General features: G+C 69.5%; 16 protein-coding genes. 5 read left to right on the forward strand and 11 right to left on the reverse strand.

Annotation, left to right across the window (positions count from 1 at the left end; genetic code table 11):
- Positions 1-23: 23 nt before the first annotated feature.
- From SYV04_RS22060 to SYV04_RS22080, 5 genes are read right to left on the reverse strand one after another with little or no spacing between them, the layout of a single operon-like run.
- A complete protein-coding gene (locus SYV04_RS22060; protein ID WP_321547834.1) occupies positions 24-1,121 on the reverse strand; it encodes a hypothetical protein in 1,098 nt (365 codons plus the stop codon).
- On the reverse strand, positions 1,118-2,977 hold the full coding sequence (locus tag SYV04_RS22065; RefSeq protein ID WP_321547835.1) for a Gldg family protein: 1,860 nt from the start codon (positions 2,975-2,977) through the stop codon (positions 1,118-1,120). The genes SYV04_RS22060 and SYV04_RS22065 overlap by 4 nt, the downstream gene beginning before the upstream one ends.
- The gene (locus tag SYV04_RS22070) at positions 2,974-3,696 is read right to left on the reverse strand and encodes an ABC transporter permease (protein WP_321547836.1); all 723 of its coding nucleotides are present in this window, start codon (positions 3,694-3,696) and stop codon (positions 2,974-2,976) included. The genes SYV04_RS22065 and SYV04_RS22070 overlap by 4 nt, the downstream gene beginning before the upstream one ends.
- The gene (locus SYV04_RS22075) at positions 3,693-4,637 is read right to left on the reverse strand and encodes an ABC transporter ATP-binding protein (protein WP_321547837.1); all 945 of its coding nucleotides are present in this window, start codon (positions 4,635-4,637) and stop codon (positions 3,693-3,695) included. The genes SYV04_RS22070 and SYV04_RS22075 overlap by 4 nt, the downstream gene beginning before the upstream one ends.
- Before the next feature lie 58 nt (positions 4,638-4,695).
- Positions 4,696-6,126: a TIGR01777 family oxidoreductase gene (locus SYV04_RS22080; protein WP_321547838.1), complete on the reverse strand. Its 1,431-nt coding sequence runs from the start codon at positions 6,124-6,126 to the stop codon at positions 4,696-4,698.
- Positions 6,127-6,157: 31 nt separating this feature from the next.
- On the opposite strand from SYV04_RS22080, the gene SYV04_RS22085 reads away from it, so the two are divergent.
- Together SYV04_RS22085 and SYV04_RS22090 are read left to right on the forward strand one after the other, a co-directional pair.
- Positions 6,158-7,129: an L-threonylcarbamoyladenylate synthase gene (locus tag SYV04_RS22085; RefSeq protein ID WP_321547839.1), complete on the forward strand. Its 972-nt coding sequence runs from the start codon at positions 6,158-6,160 to the stop codon at positions 7,127-7,129.
- Positions 7,130-7,183: 54 nt separating this feature from the next.
- Positions 7,184-8,149 (forward strand): hypothetical protein, encoded by a 966-nt coding sequence (locus tag SYV04_RS22090; RefSeq protein ID WP_321547840.1) that lies wholly within the window; start codon positions 7,184-7,186, stop codon positions 8,147-8,149.
- On the opposite strand, the gene hemH is transcribed toward SYV04_RS22090, so the two are convergent.
- From hemH to SYV04_RS22120, 6 genes are all read right to left on the reverse strand, one after another.
- The gene (hemH, locus tag SYV04_RS22095; RefSeq protein ID WP_321547841.1) at positions 8,094-9,191 is read right to left on the reverse strand and encodes a ferrochelatase; all 1,098 of its coding nucleotides are present in this window, start codon (positions 9,189-9,191) and stop codon (positions 8,094-8,096) included. The two genes, SYV04_RS22090 and hemH, sit on opposite strands and share 56 nt — an antisense overlap.
- Before the next feature lie 6 nt (positions 9,192-9,197).
- Complete coding sequence (apaG, locus tag SYV04_RS22100) at positions 9,198-9,581, reverse strand: Co2+/Mg2+ efflux protein ApaG (RefSeq protein ID WP_321547842.1); 384 nt, start codon at positions 9,579-9,581, stop codon at positions 9,198-9,200.
- Positions 9,582-9,638: 57 nt separating this feature from the next.
- Positions 9,639-10,589, reverse strand: coding sequence for a TerC family protein (locus SYV04_RS22105; protein WP_321547843.1), 951 nt, complete (start codon positions 10,587-10,589; stop codon positions 9,639-9,641).
- A gap of 92 nt (positions 10,590-10,681) precedes the next feature.
- The gene (gene glgX, locus SYV04_RS22110; RefSeq protein WP_321547844.1) at positions 10,682-12,829 is read right to left on the reverse strand and encodes a glycogen debranching protein GlgX; all 2,148 of its coding nucleotides are present in this window, start codon (positions 12,827-12,829) and stop codon (positions 10,682-10,684) included.
- Positions 12,826-15,924 carry a malto-oligosyltrehalose synthase gene (gene treY / locus SYV04_RS22115; protein WP_321548025.1) on the reverse strand — a complete coding sequence of 1,033 codons (3,099 nt, stop codon included), beginning with the start codon at positions 15,922-15,924 and terminating at the stop codon, positions 12,826-12,828. The genes glgX and treY overlap by 4 nt, the downstream gene beginning before the upstream one ends.
- Positions 15,925-16,060: 136 nt before the next feature.
- Positions 16,061-16,387, reverse strand: coding sequence for an SWIB/MDM2 domain-containing protein (locus SYV04_RS22120; protein ID WP_321547845.1), 327 nt, complete (start codon positions 16,385-16,387; stop codon positions 16,061-16,063).
- A gap of 255 nt (positions 16,388-16,642) precedes the next feature.
- On the opposite strand from SYV04_RS22120, the gene SYV04_RS22125 reads away from it, so the two are divergent.
- The 3 genes from SYV04_RS22125 (at position 16,643) to larAH (ending at position 19,999) form a co-directional block, all read left to right on the forward strand.
- Positions 16,643-17,620 (forward strand): NAD-dependent epimerase/dehydratase family protein, encoded by a 978-nt coding sequence (locus SYV04_RS22125; RefSeq protein WP_321547846.1) that lies wholly within the window; start codon positions 16,643-16,645, stop codon positions 17,618-17,620.
- Between the two features lie 87 nt (positions 17,621-17,707).
- Positions 17,708-18,373 (forward strand): HAD family hydrolase, encoded by a 666-nt coding sequence (locus SYV04_RS22130; RefSeq protein WP_321547847.1) that lies wholly within the window; start codon positions 17,708-17,710, stop codon positions 18,371-18,373.
- Between the two features lie 12 nt (positions 18,374-18,385).
- Positions 18,386-19,999: an NPN-dependent hydroxyacid isomerase, LarAH14/15/16 family gene (gene larAH / locus SYV04_RS22135; protein WP_321547848.1), complete on the forward strand. Its 1,614-nt coding sequence runs from the start codon at positions 18,386-18,388 to the stop codon at positions 19,997-19,999.
- Positions 20,000-20,014 lie beyond the last annotated feature (15 nt).

Below are 20,014 nucleotides of genomic sequence, written 5' to 3' on the forward strand. Positions count from 1 at the left end.
AGCATAGCGCGGGACGCGGGTGCCTAGCCTCCGGAGGCGGCTCCCGAGGCCACCTTCGCGGCCTCGGTGGCGAGCGTGTCCACGCCAGTGTGCAGCTTCGCCCAGCCCGGGGTGTGCTCGGTGCGCGCGAAGAAGTCACCCTTGTCGCCGCGCGCCACGATGACGTGGCCCACCACCTTGGCGCCAAGCTTGTACTCCACGCGGAACACCTCTTCCGGAGCGCCGCCGGGCGGCTCGTCGCCCCGGCCGACGAAGTCCATCGGTAGCAGCCGCCACACGCGATCGTGCCAGTTGCGCGCGAACTCATCCGGCTTGTCCGGGGCGCCCTGCGGCGCCACCGTCACCGGGGCCGGGGGCTTGCCGCTCACGACGAACGCGCGCGAGTTCTTGCCCTGGGTCACCGTGAAGGCGTCGTACTCGCCCTGCTCGAAGGCGTGCATCCGGCGATCCACGAGGCGGCTCGAGGCGCCCTCCAGGTCCGGGAGGACGGTCGGCCCCAGCAGGAACACCCGGCCATCGTCGCGGCGCAGGTAGGGGCTGCCCCAGGAGTTGCCCGAGGGCGTGGCCAGGACGAAGGCATGCTCGCGGCCATCCACCGTCAGCGTCAGCTTGCGCGGGCTGTTGGTGAGCCCCAGCTCCTCCTGCTTCTTGGCGTCCAGCTCGCCCAGGGCCCGGGTGGCCTTCAGGGGCGCGAGGCGGGCGAAGAAGTTCCGCGCCGTCTCGTTGCCGCGCAGCTCACGCGGCGGGGGCGGCGGAGGCGGCGCGGCCGGAGTGCCGGCATCCGCGCCTCCCGTGGGAGCCCCCACGCCACCATCCGCGCCGGTGCCCGGCACGCCCCCATCCCCCACGCCCCCGTCGGTCGCGGTGGGCTTGGGCGCGGGAGGCGGAGGCGGCTTCTCACCGAGCCGCACCCAGACGGTGTCCTCATCGCTCGCGTCGCGGTACAGCTCCACGGAGCGGGTCGCATCGTCGTAGCGGATGCGCTGCAGCGCCCGCTTGGAGACATCCAGCACCGTCACCTCGCCGGGCATGCCCTCGGGCTCGCGCTGCCAGACGAAGAAGGCGGCCACCAGGCCCACCACGGCGAGCCCGGCCTGCAACGTCACGCCTCGCACGTTCATCGCGCACCTCCTTCCGGCGCGACGCGCGGGCCACGCTTGCCCCGCCGCCGCGTCACGAAGAAGCCCACCCCCAGCACCACCGCCGGCGCCAGCAGCACCGTGGCGTAGAACCAGAGCACGTCCTGCTCTCGGGTGTGCTGGATGGGCACGTCCTCCTCACTGGATACCGCGCCCGCCAGCGCCTCTTCCCCGGTGAGCCAGCGCAGCGTGTCCAGCGCCAGGTAGGCATTGCCCAGGTTCGGCAGCACGCCATCGGCCAGCGCATCCGAGTCGCCCATCACCACCGCCCGCATGCCCTCCTTGCTGCCCTGGATCGGCTTGTCGATCGCCATCACCAGGGGCCAGGCGCGGCGATCCTCGCCCTCGTCCTCGGTGAAGTTCCGGTTCTTGTCCACGAACGTGGCCTCGTGCGCCCGCACCGACACGTCCAGCCCCAGGCCCTGCTGCGGGTTGCTGCGCGTCTCGAAGGCCCCCGAGCCCAGGAAGGCCACCGGCGCCTGCCCTCCCAGCGAGGCCAGCGTGGAGACGGACGGGTGCGAGGAGTACGCCGCCGTGGCCAGGTTCGCCCGGTCGCTCTGCTGCCGCGTGGCGCGGAAGTACACCTGGTCGTTGGCCAGCAGCGTGTTCACGTACCGCACGCCCAGCGGCTCCACCAGCGCGTCATAGCTGGGGCCCTCCGGCTCCAGCGCCAGCCACAGCCGCCCGCCCTTGTTCAGGTACTCCCGCAGGGCGTTGATCTCCTCCTGGAGGAACTCCTTCGTGGGGCCGATGATGGCCACCACCGCCGCGTCGCGCGGCACCTCCGAGCCCAGCCCCTCGGCCACGCCCAGCGGCTGGACCTCCACGTTCTGCGCGCGCATCAGCTCCTTGAGCTGGCCGATACCGGGGCGCGGCGTCTCTCCGGGCGCCGCCTTGCCGTCCCCGCGCTCGCCATGGCCGGTGGTGAGGTAGAGCACCCGCCGGGGCCGCGCCACCGTGAGCAGCCGCTTCTGCACCTCCTGGTCCAGCCGCTGCAACTGCCCGCGCGCCCGGTCGATCTCCAGCCCCACCGTGAGCACCTCGCGCTGCTCGCCGCGCGAGAAGACGACCACGCCGTTGGTGCTGACGCCCAGCGTGCGCGCCCGCGACGGCTCGACGGCCTGGTCCAGCCGCTCCACCTGGAGCTGCGGCGCGTCCTGGCCCAGCTCGCGGAAGTACTGCGCCACCGCCTCGCCCACCTCGTTGGCCGGAGGGAAGAAGAGCGTCACCTGCAGGGGCTCATTGAGGCCCTGGATGAGCTTGCGCGTGGACTCCCCTGGCTTCGCGGTGCGGAAGTAGGACAGGTCCCACGTCTTGTCGAGCTGGGTGGCCACGTACATGGCCGAGAAGGAGAAGATGAGGACGAAGGCCGTACCCAGGCCCGAGAAGAGCGCCCCATGGGCCCGCTCCGTCTCCAGCACCGGCGCGCGCGCCATGGCGGCGGCGGAGGCCTCCAGCAGCGCCAGCGGCAACAGCGAGAGGACGAGCAGCGCCGGGAAGAGCGCCTGGGACACCACCGCCAGCTTCGGCGAGGACTGGGACAGCGCCGTGCCCAGCAGCCGCGTGCCCAGCTCCGACTGGGCGGTGTAGAGCAGCAGCCCCACGAAGCCCACCACGTAGCAGAGCAGCGCCCAGCGCCACAGCACCTTGCGCCCACCGCTCGCCTGCGCCATGCGCGTGGCCGCCCAGCCCACCACGGCCAGCAGCAGCACGGTGCGCGCGACGACGATGGCGGTCAGCGCGGTGCCCGCGCCAGCGATGCGCTCGAGCACGAGCCCACCCACCAACACCACGGCGAACACCAGCGACAGCACGAGACTGCTTCCACGGGGGTTCATCGCCACCTCCGCGCTTCCAGCACCCGCGTGGCCGCGAAGAGCGCCACGTAGGTGAGCAGCAGGTAGTAGGCCACGTCCCGCAGGTGTACCAGGCCGGCCTGGAACGGCGGGAAGTGCTGGTTCCACAGCGACAGCGCGCTGAACACGCTGGAGAGCGGCTGCTCGGTGATGCGCGCCAGCAGCCAGCAGAGAATCAGTGCCACCAGCATGCACGCGGTGATGATGGCCGCCATGAGCTGGTTCTTCGCCAGCGCCGAGCCGAACGTGCCCACCGCCAGCGACGCGCTGCCCAGCAGCAGCAGGCCCGCGTAGCCGGCGACGATGTGCCCCACCGACACCTTGCCATGCACCATCACCAGCAACGGCATGTAGAGCGTACACAGCAGGTACACCGCCAGGAACGCCAGCCCCGCCAGGTACTTGCCCAGGACGATGTCCCGGTCCCGCACCGGCGAGGAGTACAGCAAGGGCAGCGTGCCCGCCTGCCGCTCCTCGGCCAGCAGCCGCATGGAGATGAACACCGAGGCGACGATGGTAAAGCCGCTCGAGTAGTAGAAGAAGTTGGAGAGCACCGTCGCCGAGCGCTCGGCGGCCTTGCCCAGCGCGAACGCGTTGAAGAACAACCCGTTCACCGCGAGGATCACCGCGACGATGATGTAGCCGCTGAGCGTGCGCAGATACCCCGCGATCTCACGGCGTGCGATCAGCAGCGCCTTCACGATGCCACCTCCCGGGGCGCGGCCCCGCCACTCTGCTGTGTCAGGCGCAGGAAGATGGACTCCAGCCGCTCGGTGCCGCGGTCGAGCCGCAGCAGCTCCAGCCCCGCGCCCACCAGGGCCTGCGCCACCCGGGGCCGCAGCTCCGGCGAGGCCTCCACGCGCAGCGCGAGCACCCCACCCTCCTCCCGCGCCACGCTCACCGGCCCGACGCCCGCGAGCGCCTCCAGCGCCTTCGCCCGGTCACCGCGCACCTCCACCTCGATGGAGCCTCCGCCCAGCTTCCGGGCCAGCTCCTCCTCCGTGCCCTGCTCCACCAGTTGCCCGCCGTGGATGATGAGCAGCCGGTCACACGTCTCGCTGATCTCCGGCAGGATGTGGCTGGACACCAGCACCGTGTGCATGCCCTTGAGGCCGCGGATGAGCTCGCGCATGCCTCGGATCTGCGCCGGGTCCAACCCGCTGGTGGGCTCGTCCAGGATGAGGAACGCGGGGCGGTGGACCAGCGCCTGCGCCACCCCCACGCGCTGCCGGTAGCCATGGCTCAGCGTGGAGATGAGCGCCGTGTCCACCTCGCGCAGGCCCGTCTTCTCCTCCGCCTCGGTGACGCGCGAGCGCGCCTCGGACGGCGCCACCCCGCGCAGCTGGGCGACGAACGCCAGGTACTCGCCCACCGTCATCTCGTCGTAGAGCGGCGGCGTGTCCGGCAGGAAGCCGATGCGCTTGCGCACCTCGTGCGGATCTCTCACCGCGTCGTACCCGTCGATGACGACACGCCCCGAGGTGGGCAGCAGCACACACCCGAGAATCTTCAGCGTCGTCGACTTCCCGGCCCCGTTGAGGCCCAGGAAGCCGATGACCTCGCCCTTGCCAATGGTGAAGGCGACGTCCCGTATCGCCGCGTGCTCGCCATAGTACTTGGTGAGTCCCTCGACCTGGATCATTGCGGACCCTCTGTACCGCGCGAAAAACGGCTCTTAATTCGCGCAGGAAAACGGTTTGTCAAGGCTGCTCCGGAGCCGGCCCCAGGGTGAACTGGGGCCCGGCGGTGGTGCGCCCCAGGGTGAAGCGCAGGGCCCCCTCCAGCTCCAGGTGGGTGAACGTGTAGCCGTGCCGCTCGGCGACCTCGGGGCGGACATGGACGCCCTCCAGGAGCACCTCCTGCCCCATCTGCCCGAACATGGCGCGCACCGCCACCGCGGGCAGCGGCATCACCGCCGGCCGGGAGAGCACCCGCCCCAGCGTCTTGGCGAACTCCTCCTGGCGCACCGCGTGGGGCGCCACCGCGTTCACCGGCCCGCGCAGCTCGGGGGTGAAGAGGGCGAACTGGATGAGGCCCAGCACATCCTCCATCGACACCCAGCTGAACCACTGCTGGCCGCTGCCCACCCGCCCGCCGCCGCCCAGCTTGAAGGGCGTCACCAGCTCGGCCAGCGCCCCGCCCCGGGCGTCGAGCACCACGCCGATGCGCAGGCGCACCACGCGGATGCCCGCCTCCTCCGCGGGCGCCGTGGCGGCCTCCCAGTCCCGGCACACGCTGGCCAGGAAGCCCTCGCCCGAGGGGCTCGCCTCCGTCACCACCTCGTTGCCCCGGTCCCCGTAGAAGCCGATGGCCGCGGCGCTCACCAGCACCTTGGGCTTGCGCTGCATCCGCGCCAGCGCCTCGCACAGCGTGCGCGTGCCCTGGTTGCGGCTCTTGCGGATGCGCTCCTGCGCCTCGGGCGTCCAGCGCTGGGCCACGTTCTCGCCCGCCAGGTGGACCACCGCGTCCACGCCCTCCAGCGCCGCCGTGTCCACCTCGCCCTTGTCCGGGTCCCACGCCACGTCCCCGCGCGCCGCGTTCGGCCGGCCTCGCACCATCCGCCGCACCTGGTGCCCGCCCGTGGTGAGGAAGGGCAGCAGCGACTTGCCCACCAGCCCGCTGGCCCCCGTCACCGCCACCGTCAGCGGCCCCCGCGAAGCGAAGGACGCGTGCCGCCGCAGGTCCTCGCGCGTCACCGTGTGCCGGTAGGCGAACATCCGCTCCAGCCGCTTCCGGGCGATGCCTCCGCCCACGCCCTGCCCCAGCGCCCCCATGGGCAGCTGGTACTCCAAGTCATCCTCCAGCACCGAGGCGTCGGGCGGCTCGGGCCACATCCGGTGGTTGTGGACCCAGCGCGGGAAGGGGCCCGACTCCATCGTGTCCTGGAAGAGCGAGCCCTCGATGTACTTGGTATGGCGGGCCACCAGCGTCTGGGACACGGGGCCGATGCGCACCCGCACCACCGCCCGGGCCCCCTCGCGGATGCCCTCGCCGGTGCGCTCCACCAGCTCCATGCTCTCCCAGGGAGGCGTCAGCCGCTCCAGAGCCCCCTCTCGGGCGTGCCAGGCGAACAGCTCCGTCGCCGGCACTGGCATCCGGCTCCTCGCGTTGAACATCAACGACTTGCCCATGCTCCCTCCCGGCGCAACAGTGAGGACGCGCATGCTTACCCCGGACCTTCTCGAACGCGCAGTGGAAATCCTCCGCCAGGGCGGTGTCGTCGCCCTGCCCACGGAAACCGTGTACGGCCTGGCCGCCAACGCCGAGGATGAGCTGGCCGTGCGCCGCGTCTTCGCCATCAAGGGCCGGCCGGCCACCCACCCGCTCATCGTCCACATTCCCGGCGTCGAGGCCCTGCCGGACTGGGCCCGCGACATCCCCGAGGAGGCCCGGCGCCTGGCCGCCGCCTTCTGGCCCGGGCCGCTCACCCTGGTGCTGCCACGCACCGCGCGCGCCACCGACGCCGTCACCGGGGGCCAGGACACCGTGGCCCTGCGCGTGCCCGCCCACCCCATCGCCCACGCGGTCCTCTCCGCGCTGGGCGGCGGGCTGGCCGCGCCCAGCGCCAACCGCTTCGGCCGCGTCAGCCCCACCACCGCCCCGCATGTCCGCGAGGACCTGGGAGCCGAGGTGGACCTGGTGCTGGACGGAGGCCCCTGCACCGTGGGCGTGGAGTCCACCATCGTGGACCTCAGCTCCGGCGAGCCCGCCATCCTCCGCCCCGGTGGTTTGGCCTCCGAGGAAGTCGAGCGCGTGCTCGGCCGCCCCGTGCCGATACGCACCGCGTCAACCGTGCGCGTCTCCGGCTCGCTGGCCTCGCACTACGCCCCGCGCGCCGGGGTGGTGCTGGTGGAGCCCGCCGAGGCGCTCGCCAAGGCGGAAGGCCTGCGCGCCCAGGGGCTGCGGGTGGGGGTGCTGGGCCCTTCGAGCCTCGTGCTGCCCCCGGATTTCCCCCGCTTCGAGGTGCCCGAGGACCCCGCCGGGGCCGCGCGCTACCTTTATATGCGCCTGCGCGAGGCGGACCAGGCCGGCCTGGAAATGCTCGTCGCGTGTCTGCCGCCCGCCCGGGGCCTGGGGCTGGCGGTGCGGGACCGGCTCTCCCGCGCGGCCGCTCCCCGGCCTCCGGGTGCTTGAAGCTCCGCTCGCAGTCCGATATCCCGCCCCTCGCATCCCAAGGAGCGTCCTCCCGTGAAGCGAAGCCTCATCGGTCTCCTCCTCCCCCTCTGTGCCTTCACCGCGTGCAAGGACACGCCTCCCGGGCAGATGGAACCCATCCCCCGCCCTCCCGGCTACGTGGAGCCTCCCAAGGAGGAGGCGCCCAAGCCGGCCGCGGCACCCGCCCCGGATCCCAACAAGGTGGTGCTGCGCTGGAACCTCGTGGTGGACACGCCCGTGGCCTTCCGCCTGGAGGGCACTCCGGAGTCCACCGATTCCAAGGCTCCCGCAGCCGCCGCGCTGCGCACCACCTATGCGCTGCAGCGGCCCCGCGAGGGGGACTACCAGCTGCGCTTCACCACGGAGGGCGCTGGGGCCACGCAGGACCAGGGCACCGTGAGCGAGCGCGGCTTCGTGCTGGACGGGCTGAACCCCTCGGAGCGCAACCTCGCCACGCTGTGGCTGGAGCTGCCGAGGGACCCGGTGGCCATCGGTAACACCTGGGCGCTCGGCGCGGACCTGGTGGACGTGTCGCCGCTGGGGCCGGACTTCGTCCAGAAGAAGGCGGAGCGGCGCAACAGCGTGAAGCTCACCGCCCTCATCCCCGAGGCGGACGACAAGGTGGCCACCGTCGAGTACGACCTCCACGAGCTCGTTACCGGCAGCTTCCCGCCCAGCCCGCACGCGCTCCACACGATTCCCGCGGCCCCCGCGAAGCCCGCCGACAAGAAGAAGGGCAAGAAGGAGACCGAGGAGCACGCGTCCCAGGGGCCTCGTGAAGTCACCGCCACGGTGACGATCAAGGGCCGGGGCGACTTCCTGGTGAAGGCGGGCCGCTGGCGCAGCTGGCAGGGCACGCTCACGGCGAAGCAGGAGGGCTACACGCCGAAGACGCCGAACGAGTCCCTGGTGAAGGTCCCCACGGGCACCTTCAAGCTGCAGCTCACCGCGCTGGACTCGGTGCCCGCGGAGCTGCAGCAGCCGGCGGCGAAGAAGTAGCCGCGGAAGCGGTGCCGTCCGCCTCGTGGACGAGGCGGACCACCGCGTCCACCCACGCCGGGTGAGCGTTGAGCGAGGGCACGAGGGTGAGCGCCTCGCCCCCGCTCTCCAGGAACTGCTCCCGGGCGCGGATGCCCACCTCCTCCAGCGTCTCCAGGCAGTCGGCGACGAAGGCCGGGCACATCACCGCCAGCCGCCGCACGCCCTTCTTCGCCAGCTCCGGCAGCACGAAGTCCGTGTAGGGCTTCACCCACGGGGTGCGGCCCAGGCGCGACTGGAACGAGACGGTGTAGCCCTCGGGCGCCAGGCCCAGGCGCTCGGCCAGGCCCCGCGAGGTGGCGAAGCACTGCGCGCGGTAGCAGTTGCGGTTCACGTCCGTGAGTACGTCACAGCAGCTCGCGGAGGCCAGGCAATGCCGCCCGGACGGATCGCTCTTGCGCATGTGGCGCTCGGGCAGCCCGTGGTAGCTCATGAGCACGTGGTCGGCGCGCAGCTCGGCGATGACGGGCCGCGCCACCTCGGCGAAGGCCTCCAGGAAGCCCGGGTGGTCGAAGAAGGCCGGCACCGCCCGTACGGGCGCCACGTCCCACGCCTCGGACAGCACCTCGTAGACGCGCGCCAGGCTGGAGCTGGAGGAGGAGGCGGCCGCATGGGGGTAGAGCGGGAGGACGACGAACTCGGAGACGCCGCGCGCCTTGAGCGCCTTCACCGCGTCCGGCAGGGAGGGGTTGCCGTAGCGCATGGCCAGCTCCACCTCGTACTGGCCGGCCAGGCGGGAGGCCACCTCGGCCGTCAGCGCGCGGCTGTGGACGAGCAGCGGCGAGCCCTCCTTCATCCACACCTTCCGGTAGGCCTCGGCGCTCTTGGCCGGACGGGTGGGCAGGATGATGAGGTTGAGCAGCGCCCAGCGGCCCACGGGGTGGATGTCCAACACCCGGGGGTCATTGAGGAACTCGCGCAGGTAGCGGCGCACGGGCCCCGTCTCCGGAGCGTCCGGCGTGCCCAGGTTGACCAGCAGCAGCCCCTTCTTCGGTGCGGGCATGGGCGCTCAGTGCAACGCGTGCGGCATGGTCAGGGCGAACTCGGCGATGCGGGCCTCGAACTGCTGCCCGTCCGGCCGCACCATGGCGTAGCTGCCGTGCATGGAGCCGAACGGGGTGCGCAGCATGGCCCAGCTCGTGTACTCGAAGCGCTCGCCGGGGGCCAACTTGGGCTGCTTGCCCACCACGCCCTCGCCGCGCACCTCCTCCACGCGCCCGTTGGCATCGGTGATGATCCAATGCCGGCTGCGGAGCTGCGCGGGCGCGGTGCCCACGTTGGCGATCTCCACCGTGTACTTGAAGGCGTAGTGGCCAGACTCAGGAGCGCTGCGCTCCTGCCAGTAGGCCGGCTTCACGGTGATGCGAATGCCCTCGGAGGTGGTCGTGGACATGTTCCCCACATTGGGACGGGACGTGCCCGGGTTGCAAGCAAAACGCCCGGAGGCGCTCTAGGTCTTGGCGCTCTCTCGGTCGTGCCCCGGCTCGGGGGCCTTGGGCCAGATGAGCGAGGCGACGATGCTGGCCACCAGGATGCCGGCGATGACACCGAGCGACAGCACGATGGGGACGTGGATGTCGAAGTAGGTGATGAGCATCTTCACCCCCACGAAGCCCAGGATGGCGGCCAGGCCCACCTTCAGGAAGTGGAACTTCTCCATGAGGCTGGCCACCACGAAGAACAGGGAGCGCAGGCCCAGGATGGCGCAGACGTTGGACGTATAGATGATGAAGGCGTCCTGGCTGATGCCCAGCACCGCCGGGATGGAGTCCAGCGCGAAGAGCAGGTCGGTGGCCTCCACCACCAGCAGCACCAGGAACAGCGGAGTGACCTTCATCCGCCCGTCCTCGTGGATGAAGAAGCGGCTGCCATCTCCCAGGCGGGACACCGGCAGCACCCGGCGGGCGATCTTCACCACCGCCTTCTGCTCGGGGTCCACGTCCTCGTCCTTGGACACCAGCATCTTCACGGCGGTGAAGACGAGGAAGGCGCCGAACAGGTAGATGAGCCAGTGGAACTCCTTCACCAGCGCCGTGCCCGCGATGATGAGCACCGCGCGCATGATGAAGGCGCCGATGATGCCCCAGAAGAGCACCCGGTGCTGGTGCTCGGGCGCTACCCGGAAGTAGCTGAACACCATCAGGAAGACGAAGAGGTTGTCGACCGAGAGCGAGTACTCGACGACGTAGGCGGTGAGCCACTGCAGCGCGGGCTCGGGGCCCGAGAAGCGCCAGATGCCGGCGCAGAAGAGCATGCTGATGGTGACCCACACCACCGTCCAGATGCCGGCTTCCTTGGGCGACACCGTGTGCTCTTTGCGGTGGAACAAGCCCAGGTCGATGGCGAGCATCGCCAGCACGAAGACGTTGAAGCCTACCCAGAGCGCGACTTGCGTATTCACGGACGGTTCCTGACTGGCTGCGGAAACGCCCCACCCTAACCGGCATGGCCGCGCGCCGTCGACAACGGACTGATTCTTCTGCCCACCGCTGGCTATTCCGTCGCCGGCCGCCGCAGCACCACCATGGAGCGCCCCACCACCTGCACCTTGCCGCCCGCCGGCGTGTGGGTGTGCGCCGATTCCCCCGAGGCCGCCGTATCCACCACCAACTCCCAGTCGGCGCCCCACTCGATGGCCGGCAGCAGGAAGGTGATTGGCTCGTGGTGCGCGTTCATCAGCACCAGCAGCGTATCTCCGACGATGCGCTGGCCCTCGTCGTCCAGGGTGGCGATGGCATCGCCTCCCAGCAGGAAGCCCACGGAGCGCACGTGGGGCTTCTCCCAGTCATCCTTGCGCATCTCCTTGCCGTCGGGCCGGAACCACGCCAGGTCCTTCAGCTCGCTGTCCCAGATGTGGGCGCCACGGAAGAAGCGGCGCTTGGAGAGCACGGGCTGCTCGCGGCGCAGCTGGCTGATGCGCACGGTGAACTCCAGCAGCGCGCGCTGTCGGGAGTCCAGGTTCCAGTCCACCCACGAGAGCGCGTTGTCCTGGCAGTAGGCGTTGTTGTTGCCCTTCTGCGTGCGCCCCATCTCGTCGCCCGCCACCAGCATGGGCACGCCCTGGGAGACGAAGAGCGTGGCCAGGAAGTTGCGCTTCTGCTGCTCGCGCAGGGCGACGATTTTCGGGTCCTCCGTCTCGCCCTCCACCCCGCAGTTCCACGAGTGGTTGTCGTTGGCGCCGTCCCGGTTGTTCTCCTGGTTCGCCTCGTTGTGCTTGTCGTTGTAGGTGACCAGGTCGTGCAGGGTGAAGCCGTCGTGCGCGGTGATGAAGTTCACGCTCGCGGTGGGCCTGCGCCCCGAGAGCGAGAACAGGTCCGAAGAGCCGGTGAGCCGGTAGCCGATCTCCGCCGCCTGCCGGTCATCGCCCTTCCAGTAGCGGCGGATGGTGTCGCGGTACTTGCCGTTCCACTCGCTCCAGAGCACCGGGAAGTTGCCCACCTGGTAGCCGAAGTCGCCCACGTCCCACGGCTCGGCGATGAGCTTGACCCGGCTGAGCACGGGGTCCTGGTGAATCATCTGGAAGAAGGCCGCGCGCGTGTCGTAGCCCGTCCGGTCCCGGCCCAGCGTGGTGGCCAGGTCGAAGCGGAACCCGTCCACGTGCATCACCTCGACCCAGTAGCGCAGCGAGTCGGCCACCAGCTTCAGGGAGTACGCGTGCGAGGCGTTCCACGAGTTCCCGCACCCGGTGAAGTCCAGGTAGAAGCGCGGATCCTTGTCGCTGAGCCGGTAGTAGGCCGCGTTGTCCAGCCCCTTGAAGGACAGCAGGGGCCCCATGTGGTTGCCCTCGCACGTGTGGTTGTAGACCACGTCGAGGAGCACCTCGATGCCGGCGCGGTGCAGCGCCTTCACCATCTGCTTGAACTCGGTGACCTGGCCGCCCAGGGAGCCGGAGCTGCTGTAGCGCGACTCGGGGGCGAAGTAGCCCAGCGTGTTGTAGCCCCAGTAGTTGGTGAGCCCCTTCTTGGTGAGGAAGGGCTCGTCGGCCAGGGCGTGGATGGGCAGGAGCTCCACGGCGGTGACGCCCACCTTCCGCAGGTGCTCGAGCACGGCCGGGTGCGCCAGCCCCGCGTAGGTACCGCGCAGGGGCTCGGGCACGTCCGGGTGCAGCTTCGTGAAGCCCTTCACGTGCAGCTCATAGATGAGCGACTGATGCCAGGGGATGGCCGGCGGCCTGTCGCCCTCCCAGTCGAACGCATCGGTCAGCACCACCGCCTTGGGCATGCCCGCGGCGCTGTCGCGGGAGTCGATGGTGAGGTCCGCTTCCTTGTCGCTCTCGTCCCCGACTTTGTACGGGTAGACGGGCACGGCGTAGTCCACGTGGCCGTGGAGGGCGCGCGCGTACGGGTCCACCAGCAGCTTGTCGGGGTTGAAGCGCATGCCCCGCTTCGGCTCGTAGGGGCCATGCGCGCGCAGGCCGTAGAGGGTGCCCGGCTGCAGGCCGGGGACGTAGCCGTGCCAGACCTGGTGTGTCGTCTCCAGCAGGGGGAAGCGACGGATTTCTCGCGTGGGGTCCGCGGGGTCGAAGAGGCAGACCTCCAGCTTCCGGGCATGCTCGCTGAAGACCGCGAAGTTGACCCCGTGTCCGTCGTACGTGGCGCCCAGGGGGTACGGCTTCCCTGGAAGCACCTCCGCCCGCCTCATCCCGTGCTCCTCTCCAGTAGGACGACCGGGAAGCTCGCGAGGAGCGGTGAGAGGGGCAGCACCACGCCGCCCCGCCTTCCGCGCTCTGCTCGGACCTCGCGCCCGGTGAACACGTCCCGGAACATCATGCCTCCATAGGCCTCCGGAAGGTCTACGAAAGTGCCTTCATACGCGCGGGCCAGTCCCCCCCCGGACTCCAGCGCCGAGAGCGTGAAGCGCGGCACCACGGTGAGAACCACCGAATCCTCGTGCTCGCGGGCGAAGGCCACGGCCGCCTCGGAGCGCTTGCCCACCAGGTGCAGCACCCGGTAGCCGCCCGTGCGGAAGAGGGCCGCCTGACGCTGGCGCAGCCGCAGGCCCTGGGTGAGCGTGTAGAGCTTCACCCGCCCATCGGTCATGTCCGCCGTCAGCCGGGCGCACAGGGCCGCCGGGTCGCTGGCGGCCTCACGGTCCAGCTCCTCCAGCAGGCGCATGCGCAGGGTGTAGTCCACCGGCCGCCGGTTGTCCGGGTCCACCAGGGACAGGTCCCACAAGTCGCAGCCCTGGTAGGTGTCCACCACGCCGGGCGAGGCCAGCTTGAGCACCAGCTGCCCCAGGGCGTTGAGCTGTCCGGCCCGCTCGATGCGGCGCTTGAACTGGCGCACGTCCTCCAGGAAGACGTTGCTGCCCTTGCGGTCGAAGCACGCGTCCACGAAGCGCGCCACCGCCGCGTCGTAGTCGGCGTCCGGGTTGGTCCACGCGGTGCGGACCTTGGCCTCCTTGATGGCCTTGCCCATGTACTCGCGCACCCGGCGCTGGAAGTCCTCGTGCTCCGCCTCGGACAGCGAGTCCCCCATGGGCCAGGCGCCCACCACCGTCTGGTAGAAGAGGTACTCGTCGTTGTGCGTGGGCGCGGGGCCGCCGGGCAGCTCCGCCACGTGGCGGGCGTTGAGCCGCGACCAGCGGTGGACACGCTGCCGCCACTCGTCGGTCAGCTCGGTGAGCACGTTGAGCCGTGCCCGCACGTCCTCGCTGCGCTTGGTGTCGTGGGTGCTGCTGGTGAGCAGGCTCGCGGGCCAGTGCTCGGCGCGCTCCTGGTTGCGCTGGTGGAACAGCGAGGCGGGGATGCCGAAGTGCTCCGGCTCTCCGCCCACCTCGTTGAGCGAGACGAGGCGGTTGTAGATGTAGAAGGCCGTGTCCTCCAGCCCCTTGGCCATCACCGGCCCCGTCACCTGCTGCAGCTTCATGGCGAAGCGCAGCATCACCGCCCGCTCCTGCTCGTTCAGGTGCTCCGGGTAGCGCCGCAGGAGGATGTCGCGCAGGAAGTCGTAGATGCTGGCGTTGGTGGTGGCATTGCGCTCCTTGGCCCGGGCGATCGTCCACTCGATGTACTGCACGTCTCGCTCGTCCAGCTCCGGGCGCCAGCCATCCACGTAGGTGCGGTAGACGGGGAACAGGGCGATGAACTCGATGAGCGCCCGGCGCAGGCTGTTGAGCGTGAAGTCGCGCGTGCGCCGGTTCATCTCCGAGATGCGGTTGAGCTCATGGGCCAGCATGTTGAGCTCGCTGGACATGGCCGTGCGCAGGATGAGCAGCTTCTTCTGGTGGACGAGCTCCTCGAAGTCCACCACCTCGTTGATGAAGCGGTGGTACGTCTCCGTCATCGCCTTCTCGGCTTCCGGCTGGACGAAGAGCCCGCCCAACGCGTTGGCGAAGCGGTAGCCCGTGGTGCCATGCACCGCCCAGGAGTCGGGGATGCGCTCCTTGCCACCCTGGATCTTCTCCACCACCACGAAGAGCGCCTTGCGCAGCGGCGAGCTGGGATCGGCGGCCACCTCCTCGCGCCACCGGGTCACCAGGCGCTGCTCCACCACGGGCCAGCGGACCTCCTCGGCGCCCTGCTCCTTCTGGAGGCGCGCGCGGGCCTGCTCCACGAAGAAGCGCTCCTGGAGCCGCAGGAAGTACGCCGTGGGGTCGAACAGTCCGTCCGGGTGATCGATGCGCAGGCCATTGATGCTGCCGTCGCGCAGCCAGTCGAAGATGCGCGCGTGCGCCTCGTCGAAGACCTCGTCGTCCTCCACGCGGATGGCGGCCAGCCCGTTGATGTCGAAGAAGCGCCGGTAGTTGATCTCCTCGCCCGCCACGCGCCAGTGCGCCAGCCGGTAGCTGCACGAGGCCAGCAGGGAGTCCAGCCGGTTGAACGAGCGCGGATCGCCCTTCGTGCCGTTGAAGGCCTGCACGTTGGCGGCCACGAAGGCGGCCACCTCGGGGCTGGCCTCCACCACCGCGGCCAGGCGGCGCTTGATGACCTCCTTCTCACGGTTGCGCTCGATGACCTTGGCGCGCTCCGTCTCGGTGCGCACCGGCAGGTGCTCGATGGCGGTGAGGACGGACTGCAGCTCGATGAGGTGCGCGTTCGTGGCGCCCAGCTTCGACTCCAGGCCGGCGAGCTCATGGCGCAGGACGGTGGCGTACTGGCGTGGCGCCAGGGGCAGCTGGTGCTCGTAGTACTGGATGAAGAAGGCCCCGTCCTTGTAGGCCAGCTTCAGCTCCCCGTTCTCCAGGACGATGCCGTACTGGTCGCCGAGGATGGGCAGCAGCACCTTGTCGCGCAGCTCCGACTTCACCGGCGCCCAGTCGATGTCGAAGTATTTCGCGTAGACCGAGGACGGGCCGTTCTCCAGCACGTCGAACCACAAGGGGTTGAAGCGCTCGATGCCCATGTGGTTGGGCACCACGTCCAGCACCTGCCCCAGGCCGTGCTCGCGCAAGGTGCGGCACAGCGCCGCGTGGTCCTCGGGCGAGCCCACCTCGGGGTTGAGCTGCTGGTGGTCCACGCAGTCATACCCGTGGGTGCTGCCGGGCGAGGCCTTCAGGTAGGGCGAGGAGTACAGCTCGCTCACGCCCAGCTTCGCCAGGTAGGGCACCATGGCCCGGGCCGCCTGGAAGTTGAACCCCTGGTGCAGTTGCACCCGGTACGTGGACAGCGGCGTCTCCTTCGCGCGCGCCAACAACTCCTCCCGCACGCGCTCGTACAGCCGGTCCGCCAGGGACTTCTCTCGCTCCGCCGTCTGAGACTCGGCGGTAGCACCCTCTTCCGATCCTTGGAGAAGCATCGCCGCAGAGAGGTAGGTCTTCTGGAGCACATTGACCAGTGCGCAGGTGCCCAACCGCCCACCTGAAAACACAAAGGGCCCGCCGGTGTCTGGCGAGCCCTTGGTGGTGCGCGGACCCTCTTTCGAGGGCGGGCGACTACTTCTTCAGGTGCTTGAAGGCCTGGGCGACCTCGGTCATCTTGATCTGCTTCTTGTTGCCGTAGACGGCCTTGAGCTTGTCATCCAGGTTGATGAGCTGGCCCTGGTTGAGCGAGTTCTTCTTGATGTAGTCCCAGATGTTCTTGATGACGGCGGTGCGCGGCAGCGGCTTGCTCCCAACAACCGCGGCGAGCTCGGCAGACGGGGTGAACTCCGCCATGAACGCGGCGTTCGGCTTACGCTTGGCGCCAGCAGCGGCCTTCTTCGCAGGAGCCTTCTTCGCAGCGGTGGTCGTCTTCTTCGCAGCAGCCTTCTTAGCGGCCATTCTTGGGTCTCCTCCCCTCCGAAGGGGACATGGATTACGGCATCTAGAAGCTATAGCCGTGGCGGCGTAGTAGCACGGCCGAAGCCGAAAAACAGCCCTTTCAACGCTGTTTTCCCTCGGAAGATCGACTGCTGATCGCTTCATTTCCCTCGGGAACGGGGCCGCTGATCGCACTTTTCTCCCCTGACTGCGGGGGGATACGCCCAGGGAATTGTGCTTGCGCGCGCCCTGTCTTTGCTCTGAAAACAGGTGGACATGAACGTCCTCATCACCGGTGGAAACGGCTTCCTGGGTACCTGGCTCGCACGCGCGTTGGTCGCGCGGGGCGACAGCGTGGCGTGCCTGCTGAGGCCCTCGAGTGACGTCTCCGGCCTCGCGGGGCTGCCCTACACCCGCGTGGACGGGGACGTGACGGACAGCGCCTCGCTGGAGCGCGCCGTCCAGGGGCGAGACGTGGTGTTCCACCTGGCCGGCATCCGCCGCGCCGCCACGCGCGAGGAGTTCATGCGCGTCAACGCCGAGGGCACCCGCAACCTGTGCGAGGCCCTGGTGCGCGCCGGGGGCAAGGCCCGCCTGGTGCTCTGCGGCTCACTGGCCGCCTGTGGCCCCTCCTCCCTCCAGCGCCCCCACGTGGAGGAGGACCCCTTCCACCCCGCCGAGTGGTACGGCGAGAGCAAGGGCGAGGCCGAGCGCATCACCCTGTCCTACGCGGACCGGCTGCCCGTCACCGTGGCCCGCCCGCCCCGAATCCTCGGGCCCGGGGACCACGAGAACCTCACCTTCTTCAAGCTGGTGAAGAAGGGCATCCGCCTGAAGATTGGCGGCGGCCCCCGGCCCCTGACGCTGGTGGACGTGGAGGATGTGGTGGACCTGCTGCTGCTCTTGGCCGACCGGAAGGAGGCCCTCGGACAGGCCTTCTTCGTGGCGGGGGACCGGCCCCTCACCCTGGAGGAGCTGCAGGACATCGGCGCCCAGACGTTGGGTGTCCACCCTCGGACGGTGTACCTGCCCCCCGCGGTCCTCAAGGGCCTGGCGGCCACCGCGGACGTGATTACCCAGGCCACGGGCCGGAAACTGCCGCTGAACCGCAAGCTGGCGCGCCAGTTGCTGGCCCCCGCGTGGACATGCTCGGGGGCCAAGGCCGAGCGGCTGCTGGGCTTCCGGCCACGGAGAGACGTCGTGGAATCCATCCGCCGCAGTGCCCACTGGTACCAGGAGCAGGGCTGGTTGTAGGCCCGACCCCTGGGGTTCAGAGGCGAATTCCCAGCCTTCTTGCGCCGTTGACACACCTGCACAGGAGTGTCAGGAAGCCGCCAGCCCATGCCCGCCAAAGCTGCCTTCTACGATGTCGACGGGACGCTCGTGAAGACGAACATCGTCCACGTCTACGCCTATTACGCGATGAACCGTGGCTCGCTCCTCGGCATGGCGGGGCGTTCGCTCACCACGGCCGCCAGCCTGCCGCTGTTCGGAGCCCTGGACGTCCTCAACCGCAAGGTCTTCAACGAGTTCTTCTACCGCTACTACCAGGGGCTCACCGAGGACCGACTGCTCACCGTCGCCGAGGACATGTTCGAGGACGTGCTCAAGCCCGCCCTCTATGACCAGTCCAAGGACCTCATCGCCGAGGCGCGCCGCTCCGGCTGCCGCATCGTCCTGGTCACCGGAGCCCTGGACTTCACCATGCGCCCGCTCGCCCGCTACCTCGGGGCGGACGAGCTCATCGCCAACAAGATGCAGTTCGTGGGGGGCGTGGCCACCGGCAAGGTGATTCCCCCCATCATCGAAGGCGCCTACAAGGCCAACGCCATCCGCGACTACTGCGCCCGCGAGGGCCTGTCGCTGGCCCACTGCCATGGCTACTCGGACAGCGCCTCGGACTACGCCATGCTGGCCATCGTCGGCCGGCCTACCGCCGTCAACCCGGACATGCGACTGCGCTCCCTGGCGCGCGCCTACAACTGGCCCATCCTCGATCTGAAGTAACCCGACTCCGCTATGCGCCCCATCAAGACGCTCCAGAAGCTGTACGACGAGGAAAGTCAGGTCGTCATCACCGAGAAGGGCAGCCCTCCGCGAGCCCTCTTCTCGGGCGAGAACTTCCTGCTCGAGGACCTGCCCGTCGGCACGCGGGTCATCTTCCCCCGCCCGCCCATGGCCGGCGTCCCGAACGTCAAGGCCGCCATCCGCTGGGCCATCAACCACCCGGAGGGCATGGACCCGCTGCACGCCCTGCTGCGCCCGGGCATGAAGCTGACGTGCGTCATCGACGACATCTCCGTGCCGCTGCCGCCCATGGTCACCCCGGACGTGCGGCAGACCATCCTCGAGGTGGTGCTGGAGCTGGCCGCCGACAGTGGCGTGGATGACATCCACCTGGTCATCGCCAACGCGCTGCACCGCCGCATGACCGAGGCGGAGATGCGGCGCATGGTGGGCCAGAAGATCCACGACGCCTACTACCCGGACCGCTACTACAACCACGACGCGGAAGACCCGGACGGCATCATCGAGCTGGAGCGCACCACCCACAACGAGGTGGTGGCCCTCAACCGCCGCGTGGCCGAGAGCGACCTCATCGTCTACGTGAACGTGAACTTCGTGCCGATGAACGGCGGCCACAAGTCCATGGGCACCGGCGTGACGAACTACGCCAGCCTCCGGGCGCACCACAACCCGAAGACCATCCGGGACTCCGACAGCTACATGGAGCCCAAGTCGAGCGACCTGTACCGGAAGAACACGCGCATCGGCACGGTCATCGACAAGCACCTGAAGGTCTTCCACATCGAGACGACGCTGAACAACCGCATGTTCGGCGCGCCCCTGGAGTTCCTCGGCAAGAAGGAGGAGGACTACACCGAGGGCGACCGGCTCAAGCTGCAGGCGATGCGCTTTGCCCTCAAGCGCACCCCGCGCGCGGCGGCCCGGAAGATCTTCAACTCGGTGCCGGCCCCCTATGACGTGACGGGGGTGTTCGCCGGGGCCACCGAGCCGACGCACGCCAAGACGCTGGAGATGAGCTGGAAGCAGTACTCCGTGCCGGTGGAGGGGCAGAGCGACATCGTCATCTTCCCCATCCCCTTCGTCTCGCCCTACAGCGTCAACTCCATCCTCAACCCGCTGCTGTTGCAGGTGATGGGGCTGGGCTACTTCTTCAACCTCAACCGCGGCATTCCGCTGGTGAAGAAGGGCGGCGTGCTGATTCTGCTGCACCCGGCGTACGACGAGTTCGACCCGGTGCAGCACCCCAGCTACATCGAGTTCTTCAACCGGCTGCTGCCGGAGACGCGCGACTCGATGAAGCTGGAGCACAAGTACGAGCGCGAGTTCGCCGAGAACCCCAGCTACGTCCACCTGTACCGCAAGGGCAATGCCTACCACGGCGTCCACCCCTTCTATATGTGGTACTGGGGCGAGAACGGCCGCCAGCACGTGGGCAAGGTCATCGTCGCCGGGGCGGAGAACAACCACGTCCCCGGGCTGCTCGGCTGGGACCGCACCGACACCCTCACCGAGGCCATCGAAGAGGCCCGCGGCTTCATGGGCCGCTCGGCCACCATCAGCCTGCTGCGCATCGCGCCCACCCTGCTCGCGGACGTGAAGCTCTAAGCCACGCCCACAGCG

Origin of the sequence: Hyalangium ruber, from assembly GCF_034259325.1 — a bacterium.
In the GTDB taxonomy this organism is placed as follows: Bacteria; Myxococcota; Myxococcia; order Myxococcales; family Myxococcaceae; genus Hyalangium_A; species Hyalangium_A rubrum.

What these genes read in the sequence shown, in the direction of transcription:
- SYV04_RS22080 (WP_321547838.1), bottom strand. Translation starts at nt 6,126, where the DNA reads ATGGGCAAGTCGTTGATGTTCAACGCGAGGAGCCGGATGCCAGTGCCG.
- larAH (WP_321547848.1), top strand. Translation starts at nt 18,386, where the DNA reads ATGCGCCCCATCAAGACGCTCCAGAAGCTGTACGACGAGGAAAGTCAG.
- SYV04_RS22060 (WP_321547834.1), bottom strand. Translation starts at nt 1,121, where the DNA reads ATGAACGTGCGAGGCGTGACGTTGCAGGCCGGGCTCGCCGTGGTGGGC.
- apaG (WP_321547842.1), bottom strand. Translation starts at nt 9,581, where the DNA reads ATGTCCACGACCACCTCCGAGGGCATTCGCATCACCGTGAAGCCGGCC.
- SYV04_RS22085 (WP_321547839.1), top strand. Translation starts at nt 6,158, where the DNA reads ATGCTTACCCCGGACCTTCTCGAACGCGCAGTGGAAATCCTCCGCCAG.
- treY (WP_321548025.1), bottom strand. Translation starts at nt 15,924, where the DNA reads ATGCTTCTCCAAGGATCGGAAGAGGGTGCTACCGCCGAGTCTCAGACG.
- SYV04_RS22065 (WP_321547835.1), bottom strand. Translation starts at nt 2,977, where the DNA reads ATGAACCCCCGTGGAAGCAGTCTCGTGCTGTCGCTGGTGTTCGCCGTG.
- SYV04_RS22120 (WP_321547845.1), bottom strand. Translation starts at nt 16,387, where the DNA reads ATGGCCGCTAAGAAGGCTGCTGCGAAGAAGACGACCACCGCTGCGAAG.
- SYV04_RS22130 (WP_321547847.1), top strand. Translation starts at nt 17,708, where the DNA reads ATGCCCGCCAAAGCTGCCTTCTACGATGTCGACGGGACGCTCGTGAAG.
- hemH (WP_321547841.1), bottom strand. Translation starts at nt 9,191, where the DNA reads ATGCCCGCACCGAAGAAGGGGCTGCTGCTGGTCAACCTGGGCACGCCG.
- glgX (WP_321547844.1), bottom strand. Translation starts at nt 12,829, where the DNA reads ATGAGGCGGGCGGAGGTGCTTCCAGGGAAGCCGTACCCCCTGGGCGCC.
- SYV04_RS22075 (WP_321547837.1), bottom strand. Translation starts at nt 4,637, where the DNA reads ATGATCCAGGTCGAGGGACTCACCAAGTACTATGGCGAGCACGCGGCG.
- SYV04_RS22125 (WP_321547846.1), top strand. Translation starts at nt 16,643, where the DNA reads ATGAACGTCCTCATCACCGGTGGAAACGGCTTCCTGGGTACCTGGCTC.